The 15274-nt window shown below is 74.1% G+C and carries 12 protein-coding genes and 1 pseudogene; 6 read left to right on the forward strand and 7 right to left on the reverse strand.

The window, feature by feature from the left end; all coding sequences use genetic code 11:
* Positions 1 to 4: 4 nt before the first annotated feature.
* Entirely contained in the window at positions 5 to 1003 is a 999-nt protein-coding gene (locus ACFHWS_RS18890; RefSeq protein WP_416555927.1) for a tyrosine-type recombinase/integrase, read from the reverse strand.
* A gap of 379 nt (positions 1004 to 1382) precedes the next feature.
* Positions 1383 to 2111, reverse strand: coding sequence for an SDR family NAD(P)-dependent oxidoreductase (locus tag ACFHWS_RS18895; RefSeq protein WP_416555928.1), 729 nt, complete (start codon positions 2109 to 2111; stop codon positions 1383 to 1385).
* A 24-nt stretch (positions 2112 to 2135) separates the two neighbouring features.
* Here ACFHWS_RS18895 and ACFHWS_RS18900 point away from each other — a divergent pair, with 24 nt between their 5' ends.
* Both ACFHWS_RS18900 and ACFHWS_RS18905 read left to right on the forward strand, forming a co-directional pair.
* A complete protein-coding gene (locus tag ACFHWS_RS18900; protein WP_416555929.1) occupies positions 2136 to 3041 on the forward strand; it encodes a patatin-like phospholipase family protein in 906 nt (301 codons plus the stop codon).
* Positions 3042 to 3126: 85 nt separating this feature from the next.
* Positions 3127 to 3831, forward strand: a complete 705-nt coding sequence (locus tag ACFHWS_RS18905; protein ID WP_416555930.1) for a hypothetical protein — start codon at positions 3127 to 3129, stop codon at positions 3829 to 3831.
* Positions 3832 to 3934: 103 nt separating this feature from the next.
* Here ACFHWS_RS18905 and cydB read toward each other — a convergent pair whose 3' ends face one another.
* A complete protein-coding gene (gene cydB / locus ACFHWS_RS18910) occupies positions 3935 to 4933 on the reverse strand; it encodes a cytochrome d ubiquinol oxidase subunit II (protein ID WP_416555931.1) in 999 nt (332 codons plus the stop codon).
* Positions 4934 to 4953: 20 nt separating this feature from the next.
* The gene (locus ACFHWS_RS18915) at positions 4954 to 6372 is read right to left on the reverse strand and encodes a cytochrome ubiquinol oxidase subunit I (protein ID WP_416555932.1); all 1419 of its coding nucleotides are present in this window, start codon (positions 6370 to 6372) and stop codon (positions 4954 to 4956) included.
* 182 nt (positions 6373 to 6554) lie between these two features.
* Here ACFHWS_RS18915 and ACFHWS_RS18920 point away from each other — a divergent pair.
* A pseudogene (locus tag ACFHWS_RS18920) lies at positions 6555 to 7328 on the forward strand (lysophospholipid acyltransferase family protein); the annotation flags it as partial.
* Between the two features lie 118 nt (positions 7329 to 7446).
* Here ACFHWS_RS18920 and ACFHWS_RS18925 read toward each other — a convergent pair.
* On the reverse strand, positions 7447 to 7977 hold the full coding sequence (locus ACFHWS_RS18925; protein WP_416555933.1) for a LuxR family transcriptional regulator: 531 nt from the start codon (positions 7975 to 7977) through the stop codon (positions 7447 to 7449).
* Positions 7974 to 10562 (reverse strand): LuxR C-terminal-related transcriptional regulator, encoded by a 2589-nt coding sequence (locus ACFHWS_RS18930; RefSeq protein WP_416568658.1) that lies wholly within the window; start codon positions 10560 to 10562, stop codon positions 7974 to 7976. Before ACFHWS_RS18930 ends, ACFHWS_RS18925 begins: the two co-directional genes overlap by 4 nt.
* 213 nt (positions 10563 to 10775) lie before the next feature.
* Here ACFHWS_RS18930 and ACFHWS_RS18935 point away from each other — a divergent pair, with 213 nt between their 5' ends.
* Genes ACFHWS_RS18935 through ACFHWS_RS18945 form a run of 3 tightly spaced genes read left to right on the forward strand, consistent with a single transcriptional unit; the run spans position 10776 to position 14832 of the window.
* The gene (locus tag ACFHWS_RS18935; RefSeq protein WP_416568659.1) at positions 10776 to 12326 is read left to right on the forward strand and encodes a dynamin family protein; all 1551 of its coding nucleotides are present in this window, start codon (positions 10776 to 10778) and stop codon (positions 12324 to 12326) included.
* The gene (locus ACFHWS_RS18940) at positions 12323 to 14176 is read left to right on the forward strand and encodes a dynamin family protein (RefSeq protein WP_416555936.1); all 1854 of its coding nucleotides are present in this window, start codon (positions 12323 to 12325) and stop codon (positions 14174 to 14176) included. The genes ACFHWS_RS18935 and ACFHWS_RS18940 overlap by 4 nt, the downstream gene beginning before the upstream one ends.
* The gene (locus ACFHWS_RS18945) at positions 14173 to 14832 is read left to right on the forward strand and encodes a hypothetical protein (RefSeq protein ID WP_416568660.1); all 660 of its coding nucleotides are present in this window, start codon (positions 14173 to 14175) and stop codon (positions 14830 to 14832) included. Before ACFHWS_RS18940 ends, ACFHWS_RS18945 begins: the two co-directional genes overlap by 4 nt.
* A gap of 10 nt (positions 14833 to 14842) precedes the next feature.
* Here the strand turns inward: ACFHWS_RS18945 and ACFHWS_RS18950 are convergent, their stop codons facing one another.
* Positions 14843 to 15274: a thiol-disulfide oxidoreductase DCC family protein gene (locus tag ACFHWS_RS18950; RefSeq protein WP_416568661.1), complete on the reverse strand. Its 432-nt coding sequence runs from the start codon at positions 15272 to 15274 to the stop codon at positions 14843 to 14845.

Here is a 15274-nt window from a genome sequence, read left to right on the forward strand (position 1 = left end):
CGGTTCAGGCCGGCCCGACGACTTGGCGCAGCGACCGGTTCGACCGGTTGGCCCGCGCCGCCGCCCGCTGCTGGTCGGCCGTCACCTCGATGTAGTTCTGGCTGGCCGTGAGGCTCGCATGGCCCAGCAGCCGCATGATCTCGGCGGCGTTCGCCCCGTCCTCGGCCAACCGGGTGGCGAACGTGTGTCGCAGCGCGTGCAGCTGCGCCCCCCGCGGCACCCGCTCGGTGATCCCGGCCCGCCGGAAACACGACCGCACCAGGTACTGAAGGCCGCCGCGTCGTAGGGCGGCACCGCGCCGGTCGACCAGCAGCGGACCTCCGGGGCGTACCGACCGGGGGCCGAACCGTCGCCGCCGGCTGGCCAGGTAGCCGTCGACGACGACGTCGACGGCCGCCTCCACCGGGACGGTCCGCAGCCGACCGCCCTTGCCGGCTACCTCGATCCGGCGTTCACCGGGACGTCCCGCGACCGAGCCGACCCGCAGCCCTAGCAGTTCGCCGAGCCGCAGACCGGCGCACAGGGCGAGGGCGACCACCAGCAGGTCACGCTCCGGCCACGGGTCGCGCTGGCCGGGGTCGGTCCGGGCGGCGGCAGCCAGCAGCGTCTCCGGCGTCTCCTCGCCCCGCAGCGGCTTCGGTAGTGGCACCGGGGCCCGGGGGCGGCCCACGGCGGGCATCGGGTTTCCGGCGGCGATGCCATCGGCGACCAGGAAGTTGAACCACGAGTTCCACGTCGACCAGGCCCGGTGCACCGACGCGGGGGAGCGGGGGGCCGCGAACCGGGCGAACGCGGCGCGGAGCCGTCGTTGGTCGAGCGCGTCCAGCGGTACGTCGGTCCAGGGCAGGGGAGTCGGTTCGGTGGAGTCGCCGATCAGGCGTAGGACGGCGACGAGGTCGCGGCGGTAGGCGTCCAGGGTGTGCGGGGAGGGTTTGCGGGAGGCGCGGTCGGCGAGGAAGTCCTCGACGAGCCGTACCGCCACCAGATCCACAAATTGGTGCATAAGGGATATTATGCATGTTTCTCGGATTGCCGCCAGAGCTGTCCGAGGGCTGTGGCCGGCAGGGGATGTCGACCAAAGGAGCGGATCGAGCGTCCCGGCATCCGCCAGCGCCCCGTACGGGTCAGGCGACACCTCGGATGCGAGGCTGAAAGCGGACGTGTCGCCGGCGGCGCGCCGGTCGCGTCGTCGGACGTCCGGTGACGGGAGGTCCGGGAAAGAATTCACCGACCCCCGGCGAGGTCACTTCGGGCCGAACCGAGCCGGCCAGTCGCCTTCACCCAGGCCTCTAGTTGACATAATGTTCATTATCGAACTGATATCGGCAATGTCCCGGAACCGCCGTCCGGGCAGACCCCGGTGTCCACGCGCGGACGCCTACTCACAGTCCGCCGGCGACCCGCAGCACTGTCCCGGTGGTGTACGACGCCTCGGCGCTGAGCAGCCAGCCGACGGCGCCGGCGATCTCCTCGGGCCGCCCCGCCCGGCGCAACGGCACGGTCGGTGCCACCCGGGCCGGACGGCCCGGTTCACCGGACAGGGCGTGGATGCCGGTCAGCACGGTGCCCGGCGCGACACCGTTGACCCGGATACCCCGGGGTCCGAGCTCCTTGGCCAGGCCGACGGTGAGCGTGTCGGTGGCGGCCTTGACGGCGGCGTAGTGCACGTACTCGCCGGGGCTGCCGAGGGTGGCGGCTGCCGACGACACGTTGACGATGACACCGCCGCTGGTCATCCGGCGGGCTGCCTGCTGGGCGCAGAGGACGTAGCCGACGAGGTTGACGTCGACGACGCGGCGCAGATCCTCGACGGTGAGCTCGACGAAGGGTCCGATCCGGCTGGTGACGCCGGCGTTGTTGACCAGCCCGGTGACGGGTCCACAGTCGGCGGCCGTGTCGAACAGCGCCGAGACGGAGTCAGGGTCGGTGGTGTCGACGGCGACGGTGACGGCGCGGCGGCCGAGCGCTGCGACGTCGTCGCGTACCGCCCCGGCGGCGTCGACGTCGGTCCGATAGCCGATGACGAGGTCGTGTCCGGCTGCGGCGAGTCTGCGTACGGTCGCGGCGCCGATCCCCTTGCTGCCGCCGGTGACCACGGTGACCGGTGCCATCCGGTACTCCTCTCCCCTGCTGCCGTGTCGGGTCTGGGCCCGCCGGTGACGTTACCGGCGGCGGTGGCGGGCAATAGACATGGTGTGGTGGGTTCGCGGGCGTTGGTGCTGGGCAGCGGCGGGGTGACCGGGGTGGCCTGGCAGCTCGGGGTGCTGTCCGGGCTGGCGCGCGCCGGGGTCGAGCTGGGCGGGGCCGACCTGGTGATCGGGACGTCGGCCGGTGCGGTGGTGGGCGCGCAGTTGTGTTCCGGCGCGGATCCGGCGCGACTGTACGCGGGGCAGCTGGTGCCGGGTGAGTCGTCGCCGGACCGGATGGGGCCGGGTGCGGTGGCGTGTCTGCTGTGGTCGGCGGTGGCTGCCCGGGACGCCCGGCGGGCGCGGGCGAGGATCGGCCGGTACGCGGTGTCGGCGGTCGGGGCGGGGCGGTCGCGGCGGCCGGTGTTCGAGGAGGCGTTGCCGTCGTGGTCGTGGCCGCGGCGGCGGTTGTGGGTGACGGCGGTGGACGCGGACTCGGGGGATTTCGTGGTGTTCGGAGGTCCGGGGCGCGGGGCGGATCTGGTGGATGCGGTGTCGGCGAGTTGTGCGGTGCCGGGGGTGTGGCCGCCGGTGCGTATCGGTGGTCGGCGGTTCGTCGACGGTGGGATGCGGTCGGCGACGAACGCGGATCTGGCCGCCGGGTTCTCGTCGGTGGTGGTGCTGGCGCCGATCAGTTGGGGTCTGGGTCATCTGCGGCCGGTGTCGCGGCAGGTGGCGGCGCTGTCGGCGGATGTGGTGGTGGTGTCGCCGGACCGGTGGGCGCGGCGGGCGATCGGGCGGCGGCTGCTGGATCCGGCACGGCGGCCGGGGGCGGCGCGGGCCGGGTACCGGCAGGGTCTGTTGGTGGCTGGCCGGGTGCGTGGGGTGTGGGGTGGTGCTGTCGGGTCGGGGTGATCGTGGGTGGTGGGGCCGCGGTCGACGGTGTCGGCGGCGGCTGGTAGGAAGGTCAGCACTCAAACAGATGTACGGAAAGGGTGTCATGGCTGCCGCGGGTGCTGTTGCGGGTGGGTTGTCGGATGAGGAGCTGGGGGTGATTCGGGAGGCGGTGTCCGCCGGCCGTAAGCCGAAGGTGATGTTCACCGAGTCGGCGGGGCAGATTGCCGGTCAGGTCGGTCAGGTGGTGGATCTGGGTGACCCGGCGGTGTCCGACGAGTGGGTGGTGGTGCGGTTCGGTCGTGACGAGTTGCCGTTCTCCCCCGGTGATCTGGTGGTGGCGCCGCGGGGCGCGGCGGGTCGGCGGGCGGAGTCGAAACCGGAGCCTGAGCCGGTGGAGCCGGTGGTGGAGCCGGAGTTCAAGTTGGGTGAGCCGCCGGTGGTGCCGGTGGCGCGTCGGGAGGACACGGAGGGGTCCACGGTGGATTCTGGTACGGAGAAGCCGGTGCGGCGGGCGGCGAAGGCGGCCAAGCCGAAGCCGCCGGCCGGGTTGACGGTGACGTTGGCGTACACCGACGGTGAGTGGACGGTGGCGGCGACGCAGGGTGCGAAGGCGTTGGCCAAGCCGTACGTGGTCCGGCCGGCCGAGGCGTTGAAGATGGTGGCGTTGGTGGACGTGCCGGGTGTGCATGAGGCGGTGGAGCAGATCCTGGCGGCGGAGCGGGCCGAGGCGCAGCGGCAGGCGGAGAAGTTGCGGGCGGAGCTGGCTGAGGTGGAGGCACGGTTGGCGGAGTTGCCGGAGGTCGGTTGACGTCGCCGCGCGCACCGTCGGTGCCCGCTGGACCACCTGCTTGGGTCGAGCGGGCACCGACGGTGCGCGGTGGCCCGCCGGCGACGGGTCGACGTGGCGCGGGTCAGTGGCTGGGCTGGTCGGTGACGCTGACCCGGCGGCGGAAGATCCAGTAGGTCCAGCCCTGGTAGAGCAGGACGATGGGGGTGAGCGCGGCGGCGACCCAGGTCATGATGGTCAGGGTGTAGGGGGTGGATGCGGCGTTGGTGGTGGTGAGGGTACCGGCGGGGTCTGTGGTGGACGGTAGGACGGTCGGGAACAGGGTGGCGAACAGGGTGGCGACGGCGAGGCCGATGGCGGTGGCGGTGCCGGTGAAGGCCCAGCCTTCGCGGCGTACCTGATTGGCGGCCAGCCCGGCGACGAGGGCGAGTGCCGCGGTCACGGCGAGGGCGACGGCGGTGGGGGTGGCGCGGATGGTGAGGGTCCAGGTGAGGAAGGCGATGGCGAGTGCGGCGGCGGCCAGGCCGGTCCAGCTGGCGACGCGGCGGGCGCGGTGACGTAGGTCGTCGGTGGTCTTGAGGGCGAGGAAGACGGCGCCGTGGGTGATGAACAGGGCGGTGGTGGTGGCGCCGCCGAGCAGGGCGTACGGGTTGAGCAGGGTGAGCAGGGTGCCGGTGTATTCGTGGTCGGCGTCCAGCGGTACGCCGGCGACGATGTTGGCGAAGGCGACGCCCCAGAGTGCGGCGGGGACGACGGAGCCGGCGAGGATGGCGTTGTCCCAGCGGGTACGCCACTGGGTTTCGGGGCGCTTGTCGCGGTATTCGAGGGCGACGCCGCGCAGGATGAGGGCGATGAGGATGAGCAGCAGCGGTAGGTAGAAGCCGGAGAAGAGGGTGGCGTACCACTCGGGGAAGGCGGCGAACATGGCGCCGCCGGCGGTGATGAGCCAGACCTCGTTGCCGTCCCAGACGGGTCCGATGGTGCTCAGCGCGGCGCGTCGTTCGGATTCGGTGCGGCCGGTGAGGCGGGCGAGGACGCCGACGCCGAAGTCGAACCCTTCGAGGATGAAGTAGCCGGTGAACAGGGTGGCGATGAGCCCGAACCAGACGGTGGTGAGTTCCACGAGGGGTCTCCGGTGGGTGGTCAGTGGGCGGCGGCCAGGGGCCGGTCGGTGGTGGTGTCGTCGGTGTCGTCCGGTGGTGGTGGGTCGGTGAGGTCGGGTAGGCCGTTTCGGGCGTAGCGGATGAGGAGTTTGACTTCGATGACGGCCAGGGCGGCGTAGATGAGGGTGAAGGCGGTGAAGGAGGTGATGACTTCGGTGAGGGAGACGCTGCGGCTGACGCCGTCGCGGGTGAGCATTTCGCCGAAGACGATCCAGGGTTGGCGGCCCATTTCGGTGAATATCCAGCCGAAGGTGTTGGCCAGTAGGGGTAGGACGGGCAGGGTGAGGCTGGCGCGCAGTAGCCAGCGGCCGGTGGGGGTTCGGCCGCGTCGGGTGGCCCAGAGGGCCCAGAGGGCGATGGCGGCGGTGGCGAGCCCGAATCCGATCATGAAGCGGAAGCTCCAGTAGGTGACGGGGATGATCGGGGTGTAGCTGCCGGGGCCGTACTGGGCGGCGTACTGGGCCTGCAGGTCGTTGATGCCCTGGACTTCGCCGGCGGGGTCGCCGGTGGACAGCCAGGACAGCAGGTGGGGGATCTTGAGGGTCCAGATTTCGCGGCTGCCGTCGAGGGTGCCGACGGTGACGACGGAGAAGGACGCGGGGCTTTCGGTGGTGTAGAGGGCTTCGGCGGCGGCCATTTTCATGGGCTGGACCTGGGTCATGATCTTGCCTTGGATGTCGCCGGTGCCGATGACGGCGGCGGTGGCGAGCAGGGTGGTCCAGGCGCCGAGTTTGGTGGCGGTGCGGAAGGCGGGGGTGTCGGGGCCGCCGGGGTGGCGGACGAGGTGCCAGATGGCGATGGCGAGGACGAGGGCGCCGGCGACCATGAAGCAGCCGGCGAGGGTGTGCGGGAAGGTGATGAGGGTGACCTTGTTGGTGAGTACGGCGATGAAGTCGGTGAGTTCGGCGCGGCCGGTGCCGGGGTTGATGCGGTAGCCGACGGGGTTCTGCATCCAGGAGTTGGCGGCGAGGATGAACCAGGCGCTGATGATGCTGCCGAACGAGGCGAGCCAGATGGTGGCGAGGTGCAGTGCCTTGGGGAGTCTCCCCCAGCCGAATATCCAGAGTCCGAGGAAGGTGGATTCGAGGAAGAAGGCGAGGAGGGCTTCGATGGCGAGTGGTACGCCGAAGATGTCGCCGACGAAGCGGGAGTAGTCGCTCCAGTTCATGCCGAACTGGAATTCCTGCACGATGCCGGTGACGATGCCCATGGCGAAGTTGATGAGGAAGAGTTTCCCGTAGAACTTGGTGAGTTTGAGGTAGCGGTCGTCGCCGGTGCGGTGCCAGGCGGTCTGCAGGATGGCGACGAGGAGGCTGAGTCCGATGGTGAGTGGGACGAACAGGAAGTGGTAGACGGTGGTGACACCGAACTGCCAGCGGGCTATGTCGAGCGCGTCCACGGCTCCCCCATCTAGATACTACCAAGCGTAGTACATACTACAACCTGTCGTTCTGGTGGCCAGGGTCGGAGGTCCCCTCTCGCCCGGGACGTCCGTCCCGGCCGCCGTCACCCCCGCCCGCGCCGGTGTCCCCGCACAGCGGAACCCACCGGCGCGTCCCGCTGTGCGACGATCGACGGTCGATGGACGACACCGCCGCCCTCCCGCCCCGCTGGCGGGCCCCGCTGCTGTGGCGGGTGCTGCAGGCCACCGCCCGGCTGGTCGTCGCGCTGGTCGCCCGGCTACGGGTCAGTGGCGACGTGCCCGACGAGGTACGCGACGGCCCGCTGATCCTGGCCGCGAACCACATCAGCCCGTTCGATCCGGTCGTGCTGGCCGCCGCCTGCCAGGCGCGCCGGGTCGCGCCCCGGGTGCTGGCCACCGGTGGGTTGTTCCGGGCGCCGCTGCTCGGCGCGGTGATGCGCCGAGCCGGGCACATCCGGGTGGACCGGCGGACCAGCACGGTCGCTGAGGCGTTGGGGGCGGCCGCGCGTGCGGTGGCCGACGGCTCGGTGGTCCTGGTGTACCCGGAGGGGCGCATCGGGCTGGACCCGCAGATGTGGCCGGAGCGCGGCAAGACCGGCACCGCCCGGCTCGCTTTGGCCAGCGGCGCGGTGGTGGTGCCGGTGGCGCAGTGGGGGGCGCACGCGGTGCTGCCGTGGGCGGCGCCCCGTGGCCTGGTCCGGGCGGTGCTGCGGTCGATGCTGCGCCGTCCGGTGGTCACGGTCCGGTTCGGGCCGCCGGTTGACCTGTCCGGGATCGATCCGGCCCGCCCGGGTGCCGCGCAGCGGGCGACGGTGCGGATCGTGGACGCGATCACCGACACCCTGGCCGGGTTGCGGCCCGACGAGCCGGCGATGCCCCGGCATGTCGACCCGACCCGGCCGGTGGACCTGAGCCGGCGGCACCGGTGCGGCCGGGATGACGTGGTGCCGGACGGGGCAACCGCCGACGTGCTGGCCGACGACGACGCCGATCAGGCCGATCCGGCGCCGGACGCGACCTGACGCCGGAGGTGACCGGCCCGCGCAGGGCTCAGCGTGCGGGTCGGTGCCGCAGGTAGGCGAGGACGGCTTCGCGGGTGGTGCGGACCCCGAGGGCGCCGCGTGCCTGGGCGATGCGCCGGTTCGCGGTACGCAGCGACAGGAACTCGGCCGCCGCTGCGGCGGCGATGGTCTCGCCGTTGGCGAGCCGTTCCAGCAGTGCCCGCTGCTCGGGTATGAGGGTGACGGTGCCGGTGGCCGCCGCGGCCGGTGGTTCGGCCTCGGCGTGGCGCAGTACCTGCCCGAGGCGGGACAGGTCGTCGAGCAGGGCGCGGCCGAGGTCGCCGGCCGGGTCGCAGATGGCCACGACGGCGGCGCCCCTGGCGGCGGCGAGGACCACCAGGGCGACGGTGTCGGTGTCCGGGACCCGCCCGTACAGGGCGATCCGGGCGGTGGTGAGGTCCCAGGTGGGGTCGGTGACGGCGAACCCTTCCCGGGTGGTCCAGCCGTCGCGGGCCAGCCGGCGCAGCGCCGCGGTGGCGTCGGCGGCGCTGTCGAGGACATAGCGCGGCGGGTCGCTCATCGGTCGGGCTCCATCGCCAGGGCCGCAGCCTCGGTACGGGTGCGGGCACCGAGTTTACGCATCCCGGCGCGGACGTGGGTTTCCACGGTCTCGGTGGAGATGCCGAGCTGGTTGGCGATCCGGCGGGTGGGTTCGCCGTTGGCGACCAGCCGCAGCACGTCGCGTTCCCGCGCGGTGAGCAGGTCGCCGCTGCGGGGGCCGCGTTCGTCGCGGCGGACCGCGTGCCGGCGCAGGGCGCGGCGGATCCGGCCGAGCAGGACGACCAGTCCGGCGTGGTCGGCGAGGGACTCGGCGGCGAGCAGGGCGGGTACGGCCCGAGCGGGGTCGGGTTCGTGCAGGCCGTGGGCGAGCAGGCAGCGGACCTGTTCGCGGACGGCGACGTCGCGCCAGGTGTCGGCGGCGTGGGCGAACTGCCGTGGATCGCCGGCGGTCCAGGCGGTGACGGTGGCGGCGGCCGGCGACGGCAGCGCCACCGGTGTGGCGGCCGGCGGTGTGGCGGGGTGGGCGCCGTCGTGGGCGGCCCAGTGGGCGGTGATCCGCCGCAGCCCGTCGACCAGCGGCGGTACGGGGACGTGGGGCGCTGCGGTGGCGGCCTGGTCCGGTTGGCCGTCGAGCCAGGCGGCTTCCCGGGCCACCCAGTCCAGCACGGCGGTGGCCGGGGCTGCGGGGGTACCGGTGAGCCGGGCGCGGGCCAGGGCGAGCAGGCCGCCGTCGGCTTCGAGCAGGCCGGCGGCGGCGACGGCGTAGTCGTGGGCGGCGGCCGGCAGGGTGCGGTCGGTCAGGTCGGCGGCGGCGCGCAGCAGGGCGTCGCCGGGGGCGGGCAGCAGATCGCCCTGGTCGGCGGTCTGCGCGCCGGTGCCGGCCGTGGCCGGGCCGGTCGGGTCGCCGCGTAGGGCCAGGCACCACAGCCGGGCGGCGGTGAACCGGACCTGCCAGCTGTAGGCGAGGTCGGCGGCGCAGGCGGTGGCGGCCGCCACCGAGGCCTGCGCGGCCTCGGTGAGCCGTCCGTCGCCGGCGAGGGTCTGCACCAGGTGCCAGGCGGTCCACCGGGCGGTGAGCAGGTCACCGGCGGCGCCGGCGGCCGCTGCGGTGCCGGCGAGGGCGTACTCCCAGCCGGGGTGGCGGTCGGCGGCGGCGGTGGCGGCGAGGGCGGCGCGTAGCCCCAGGTGGGCCGGTTCGGGTCCGTGCCGGCGGGTGATCGTGGTGGCGCGGGTGGCGGCGGAGGTGGGGTCGGTGGCCAGGTCGGCGAGCAGCAGGACCCGGTCGCGGGCGGCGACCACCGGTGGTGGGGCGTCGTCGGGAACCGGTGCGGCGGCAGCGCGGGCGGCGGTCGGGTCGCCGGCCTGCAGTAGTGCCTCGGCGCGCAGCACGGCGGTGTCGGGGGTGGGCAGGGTGGTGCCGGTGAGCAGGTCGGCGGCGCTGCGGGGCCGCCCGGCGGTGAGCGCGGCGCGGGCGGCGGCGCGGCGGACCGGTTCGGTGGCGTCGGGTTGCGCGCTGGCGAACAGCAGCAACTCGGCACGGGCGCCGCCGGTGGCGGCGGTGTCGGCGGCGGTGACCGCCCGCCGGTAGGCGGCGGTGGTGTCACCGGCGGCGGCGAGGTGCCGGGCGGCGGCCAGCGGGTCGGTGACGAGGTCGGCGAGGCGGCGGTGCAGGGCGCGGCGGGTCGGGTCGTCGAGCAGGCCGGCGGCGACGGTGGCCTGGTACGGCGAGGTCGGGGTGACCAGTCCGTCGTCGCCGGTGTGCACCAGGGCGGCGGCGGTGAGTTCGGTGACGCCGTGGCCGAGCAGACTCGCCGGGGCGCCGTGGCCGAGCAGGCCGAGGGCGGCCAGTGCGGTGCGGGCGGGGCGGGTGAGGGTGGCCAGCGCGGCGGCGACGGCGTAGCCGACCTGGTCGAGCTCGCCGCCGCCGGGGACGCCGACGGTGGGTGGGGTGCCGGTGCGGGCGGCGTGGCGGGCCAGCGCGGTGGCGGCGAGCGGGTTGCCGCCGGCGTGGCGGGCCACGGCGGCGACGGTCGCCGGGTCGAGCGCGGGTGCGGTGCGGCGGATCAGGTCGGCGAGGGTGTCCGGGTCGGGTGCCGGCACGGTCAGCCACAGGCCGGTGTCGCCGCGCAGCGGGTCGAGCGCGGTGCCGGGCAGCTGGTGCGGGGTGCGCAGGGCGGCGACGACCCGGCAGTGCCGGGCGATGCCGGGCAGGGCGGCGACGGTCGCCGGGTCGGCCCACTGCAGGTCGTCGAGGACGAGCAGGCCGTGGCGGACCCGGGAGCGGACAGCTTCGGCGAGCAGCGCGGTGTCGTGGCCGGGCAGCCGTACCCGCAGGGCATGGCTGAGGGGGAACGCCGGGACGTGGCCGAGGGCGGCGAGGCCGCCGCCGGTGTGCACGGGCCCGGTGGTGGCGGCGGCGACCCGGCGCAGCAGGGTGCTGCGTCCGCTGCCGGGTGGCCCGGTCAGTACGACGATCCCGGGGCGGGTCAGCCGTCGCGCGGCGGCCGTCACGGCGTCGGCGTCGGTCCCGGTGGGGACGCTGCCGCTGGCGGTGGTGCCGTCGGGTCGGGTGCGGGCGGGGTGTCCGCCGGCTGGGTGCCGCACTTGTCCTCCTCCCCCGCTGCTACGGCTCGTGGCCCCGCCGGGCGAGGTTGGCACGAACATGGGATCCTGCGCCGGTGAGGATATTCGTACGGTGGATGCCGGTGGTGGGCGCACCACCGGGTGCCGTGCTGTCGGGAGGACGACCAGCGAGATGAGTGTGTGCCGCCGTCGGATGCCCGTTGTCGCCGTTGACCGGGCGGCGGGGGGTCGGCTGTGAACGCCGGCCCGTTGAGTGGTCGGGTCGCCGCGTTGTGTGACGAGGTGGGTCCCCGGGTGAGCGTGGCCGCCGGCGGTGAGGTGCTGCGGGTGCGGCGGCGGTTGGACGAGCCGCTGCGGGTGGCGATCGCCGGCCGGTTGAAGGCCGGCAAGTCGACGCTGGTGAACGCGTTGATCGGGCGGCGGGTGGCGCCGACGGAGGTGGGTGAGTGCACCCGAGTGGTGACCCAGTTCCGGTACGGCACGGCCGACCGGGTGGACGTGGTACGCCGGGACGGCAGCCGGGTGAGTCTGCCGCTGGATCCTTCGGGGGTGATTCCGCAGCGGCTGGGGGTGCCGCGGGCGCGGGTCGCGTTCGTCGACGTCACGTTGACCAGTGACCGGCTGCGGGAGTTGACGGTGATCGACACGCCGGGGTTGTCGTCGACCAGTGCCGGGGTGAGCGAGTCGGCGCGGGGGTTCCTGTTCGCCGGGGCGGGTGCGCCGTCCGGTTCCGGCGGCGGCCCGGTGGACGACACGGCGCCGTTCGACGCCGGGATCGACGGTGACTCGGTCGGTGCGGTGTCCGGGGCCGAGGCGATCGTGTACGTGTTCACCCAGGCGGTCCGCGACGACGACGTCCGGGCGTTGGAGGCGTTCCGGTCGGTGTCGGCGCGGCTGTCGAGCAGTCCGATCAACTCGGTGGGCCTGTTCAACAAGGTCGACAAGCTGGTGGCCGGTGGGGCGGATCCGTGGCCGGTGGCGGCGCCGTTGTCGGCCGACCAGACCCGGGTGCTGCGGCGGGTGGTGTCCGATGTGGTGCCGACGGTGGGGCTGTTGGCGGAGACGACCGAGGCGGGCCGGTTGACGGCGGCCGACTGTGAGGCGCTGCGGACGTTGGCCGGGTTGCCGGCGGCGCAGCGGGCGGTGCTGCTGGCGTCGGTGGACCTGTTCGTGTCGCGGGAGGCTCCGGTGCCGCGCCGACAGCGTGAGCGGCTGCTGGCGCTGCTCGACCTGTACGGGGTGGGGTTCGCGGTGGCGCAGCTGCAGGCGTCGCCGCAGTTGGCGTCGGGGGATCTGGTGCGGGCGTTGTACGCGGCGTCGGGGTTCGCGCGGCTGCGGCACACGTTGGACGAGGCGTTCCGGTGGCGTACCGACGCGATCAAGGCCGGGTGGGCGTTGTCGTGCCTGGAGAAGGTGGCCAGCCACACGGCGCATCCGGGTGACCGGGAGTTGCTGCGGGACGCGGTGGAGCGGCTGCTGCACCAGCCGGAGTACCACCGGCTGCGGCTGTTGGAGGTGGCGCAGCAGGTGACGACGGGCGCGGTGGAGCTGCCGGAGCCGATGGAGCGGGAGTTGACCCGGTTGGCGTTGTCGGCGGATCCGCGCTGGGTGCTGGAGCTGCCGTCGGCGTCGGCGCAGGAGTTGTCGGCGGCGGCGGTGGAGGCGGCGACCCGGTGGCGGGTGTTCGCGGTCGCCGGGGCGTCGCCGGCGCAGTCGCGGGTGGCGTTGGTCGCCCACCGTGGGTTTCATCTGCTGTCGCAGCAGGCGCGGGCGGTGTCGCGGTGAGCGGCGGCCCGGCGGCGTTGGGTGCGCTGCTGTCCGGGGCGGTCGACACGTGTCTCGGGTTCGTCCGCACCCTGGACGCGGAGGCGGCGGCGGAGATCGACGCGCAGCGGCGCCGGGAGGTGACCCGGCCGTCGGTGGTGGTCGTCGGTGAGACGAAGCGCGGCAAGAGTTCGTTGGTGAACGCGTTGATCGGGGTGACCGGTCTGTCGCCGGTGGACGCGGCGGTGGCGACGTCGGCGTACCTGGAGTTCGGTCACGGGGCGACGACGTCGGCGCAGGCGTTCGTGCCGGGCCACGACGAGCCGGTGCCGGTGCCGGTGGACCGGCTGGCGGACTGGGCGACGGTGGCGGCGGCGCTGCCGGACGGGATGCGTCCGCCGCGGCGGATCGCGGTGACCTGCCCGGCGCCGCTGCTGCAGTATCTGACGCTGGTGGACACCCCCGGTGCCGGCGGGTTGGATCCGGCGCACACCGAGATCGCGTTGGACGCGGTGTCGCGGGCGGCGGCCCTGCTGTTCGTGGTGGACGCGTCGACGCCGTTGACCCGGCCGGAGCTGGACTTTCTCATCGAGGCGAGCAAACGGGTCGACGTGGTGGTGTTCGCGTTGACGAAGGTCGACGCCTATCCGGGGTGGCGGACGATCCTGGCTGACAACCGGGCGCAGCTGCAGGCGCACGCGCCGAGGTTCGCATCCGCCGCCTGGTTCCCGGTGTCGGCGCGGCTGGCCGAGTTGGCGTTGACGCTGCCGGCGGAGACCGCCGGTGAGCTGGTCGGTGAGTCGCGGGTGGCGCCGCTGCAGCACGCGTTGGTGGAGTTGGCCGGCAACGGGCATCTGCTGGCCCAGGCGAACGTGCTGCGCACGGTGCGCAGCGAACTGGTCCGGCTGGATCTGGCCGCCGGTGAGCGGGTCGCCGCGTGTGACCCGGATCCGGCCGAGGTGGAGCGGGTGAAACGGGACCGGGCCGGGTTGGCGGCGCGGAAACGGACCGAGGCGCGGCAGTGGTCGTTGGCGTTGAACACGGAGACGCAGCGGGCCCGGGTGGAGGCGACGGGCCGGCTGCGGACCGCGGTCGGTGGGTTGCAGGAGCAGTTCCTGACCCGGATCGACGCGGCCCGCGGGGAGGCGTTGAAAGCGCTGCCGGCCGAGGTGGACCGGGCGTTGCACGCGTTGTCGCTGCAGTTGTCCTACGATCTGCGGTTCCGGTTCCACAAGGTCGCCGAGCGGACGTTGGCGCAGGTGTTCGCGCCGGCCGAGCTGCAGTTCGTGCTGCAGCGGATCAACGGCACGTTGCGGCACGCGTTGGCGACCCGGCCGCGGCGTGACGGTGGCGGCGGTGACAACGTGATGGTGGCGTTGTCGGCCGGCGGGATGGCGTTCATGGCCGGTCGGGGGGTCGCGGCGGGCGCGTCGGCGTTGGGTGCCGGGGCGCTGGTCGGCGGTGGTCTGCTGATCCCGGTCGCCGGGCTCGGTCTGGGGTTGGCCGCCGGCGCGTTCATCCTGTTCCGGCGGCGGGTCGCCAGCGACCGGCAGCAGGCCCGGGTGTGGCTGCGGGAGGTGCTCGGCGAGGCGCGGGCGGCGTTGACCGACGAGTTGGCGCAGCGGTTCACCGACCTGCAGTACGCGTTGACGGTGGCGTTGGACGACGCCGTGGAGCGGCGGTTGGCGCAGTTGGACGCGCACATCGCCGACATCGACGCGGCGTTGGCGCGGGACAAGGCGGACCGGGCGCGGCGGCGGTCGGCGGCGCAGGCCCGCCGCGATGCCGTCCGGGCGCGGGTGAAGCAGGTCGACGAGGTGCTGGCCCGGGCCCGGGTGTTGACCCCGACAGCGGAGGCGGTGCCGCGATGACCAGCGAGTTCGGTGACTGGACCGGGGACGATCCGACCGGGGACGACGCCGACACCGCCGATCTGGGTGGGCCGGGCGACGACGGGTCGGGCGGCCCGGCCGTGGAGGGGTTCGGCGCCGCCGACCCGGTGGAGGGGTTCGGCGCCGCCGATCCGCCGGACGGCGACGACCTGACCGGCGACATCGCCGACGAGGGCAAATACGGCGACGGCGGGTACGGCGGGGGTGACGCGGTGCCGGCGTTGGGCTACGGCGACGACCTGTCCGGCGCGGACCCGGCCGGTCCGGTGGACGCCGGGTTCGGTGCGGAACCGACGGCCGAGCAGGGTTTCGGCGCGGCGGATCCGCCGCCCGGGGTCGACCCGGACGTGCCGGCGGGGGCCGACGGGTGGCCGGAGGCGCAGTTCCCGCCGCCACTGGATCCGGCGGGGGTGCCGACGCCGGTGGACGGCTGGCCGTGGGCGGACCCGCAGCTGCTCGGCGACGGCGGCCTGGTCGGCGCTGCGGTGCCGCACGTCGACCCGGTCGACCCGGTCGACCTGGCCGGCTACGCAGGGGTGCACGCCGTCGCCGGCGGTGACCTGTGGGCGGCGTTGCTGGCCAGCGACGACCCGGCGACCAGCGCGCTGGCCCGGTTCTGGTCCTCCGGGAGCTGACCAGGCAGGATCAGGGTGTGACCCCGGTTCCCGACGGGAGCGGTCCGGTCCGGTTGGCCGGCGGCACGGCGCAGGCGGCGGTGCCGCCGGGCAGCCGGTGCCGGTTGTCGGCGATCCACCGGTACACCGGCCAGGCCAGGGCGGTGACCGGGCGCAACCCGAGGACAGCCCCGGCGGCCCGCCACAGCGGATTGCTGGTACGCAGCAGGGCGGCGATCGCCGCCGGCCCGGCGGACGAGCCGGCTGCGTCGGACGGCACCCACTGCACGGCGGTCATCGCCTGGTCACGGGTCAGCCCCAGCGCGGCCAGGTCGGTCCACTGCCACGGCACGACGGTGGCGTCGCTGGGCACCCGACGTTCGATGAACCGGACGCACATGGTGCAGAACGCGCAGTCGCCGTCGTAGACGAAGGTGCCCGAGGGTGCGCTGGCGTCACTCAT

The sequence above is a fragment of the Micromonospora sp. LOL_013 genome (assembly GCF_048060315.1).
Classification (GTDB): Bacteria; Actinomycetota; Actinomycetes; order Mycobacteriales; family Micromonosporaceae; genus Micromonospora_E.

What these genes read in the sequence shown, in the direction of transcription:
- ACFHWS_RS18890 (WP_416555927.1), bottom strand. Translation starts at nt 1,003, where the DNA reads ATGCACCAATTTGTGGATCTGGTGGCGGTACGGCTCGTCGAGGACTTC.
- ACFHWS_RS18895 (WP_416555928.1), bottom strand. Translation starts at nt 2,111, where the DNA reads ATGGCACCGGTCACCGTGGTCACCGGCGGCAGCAAGGGGATCGGCGCC.
- ACFHWS_RS18905 (WP_416555930.1), top strand. Translation starts at nt 3,127, where the DNA reads ATGGCTGCCGCGGGTGCTGTTGCGGGTGGGTTGTCGGATGAGGAGCTG.
- ACFHWS_RS18925 (WP_416555933.1), bottom strand. Translation starts at nt 7,977, where the DNA reads ATGAGCGACCCGCCGCGCTATGTCCTCGACAGCGCCGCCGACGCCACC.
- ACFHWS_RS18945 (WP_416568660.1), top strand. Translation starts at nt 14,173, where the DNA reads ATGACCAGCGAGTTCGGTGACTGGACCGGGGACGATCCGACCGGGGAC.
- ACFHWS_RS18950 (WP_416568661.1), bottom strand. Translation starts at nt 15,274, where the DNA reads ATGAGTGACGCCAGCGCACCCTCGGGCACCTTCGTCTACGACGGCGAC.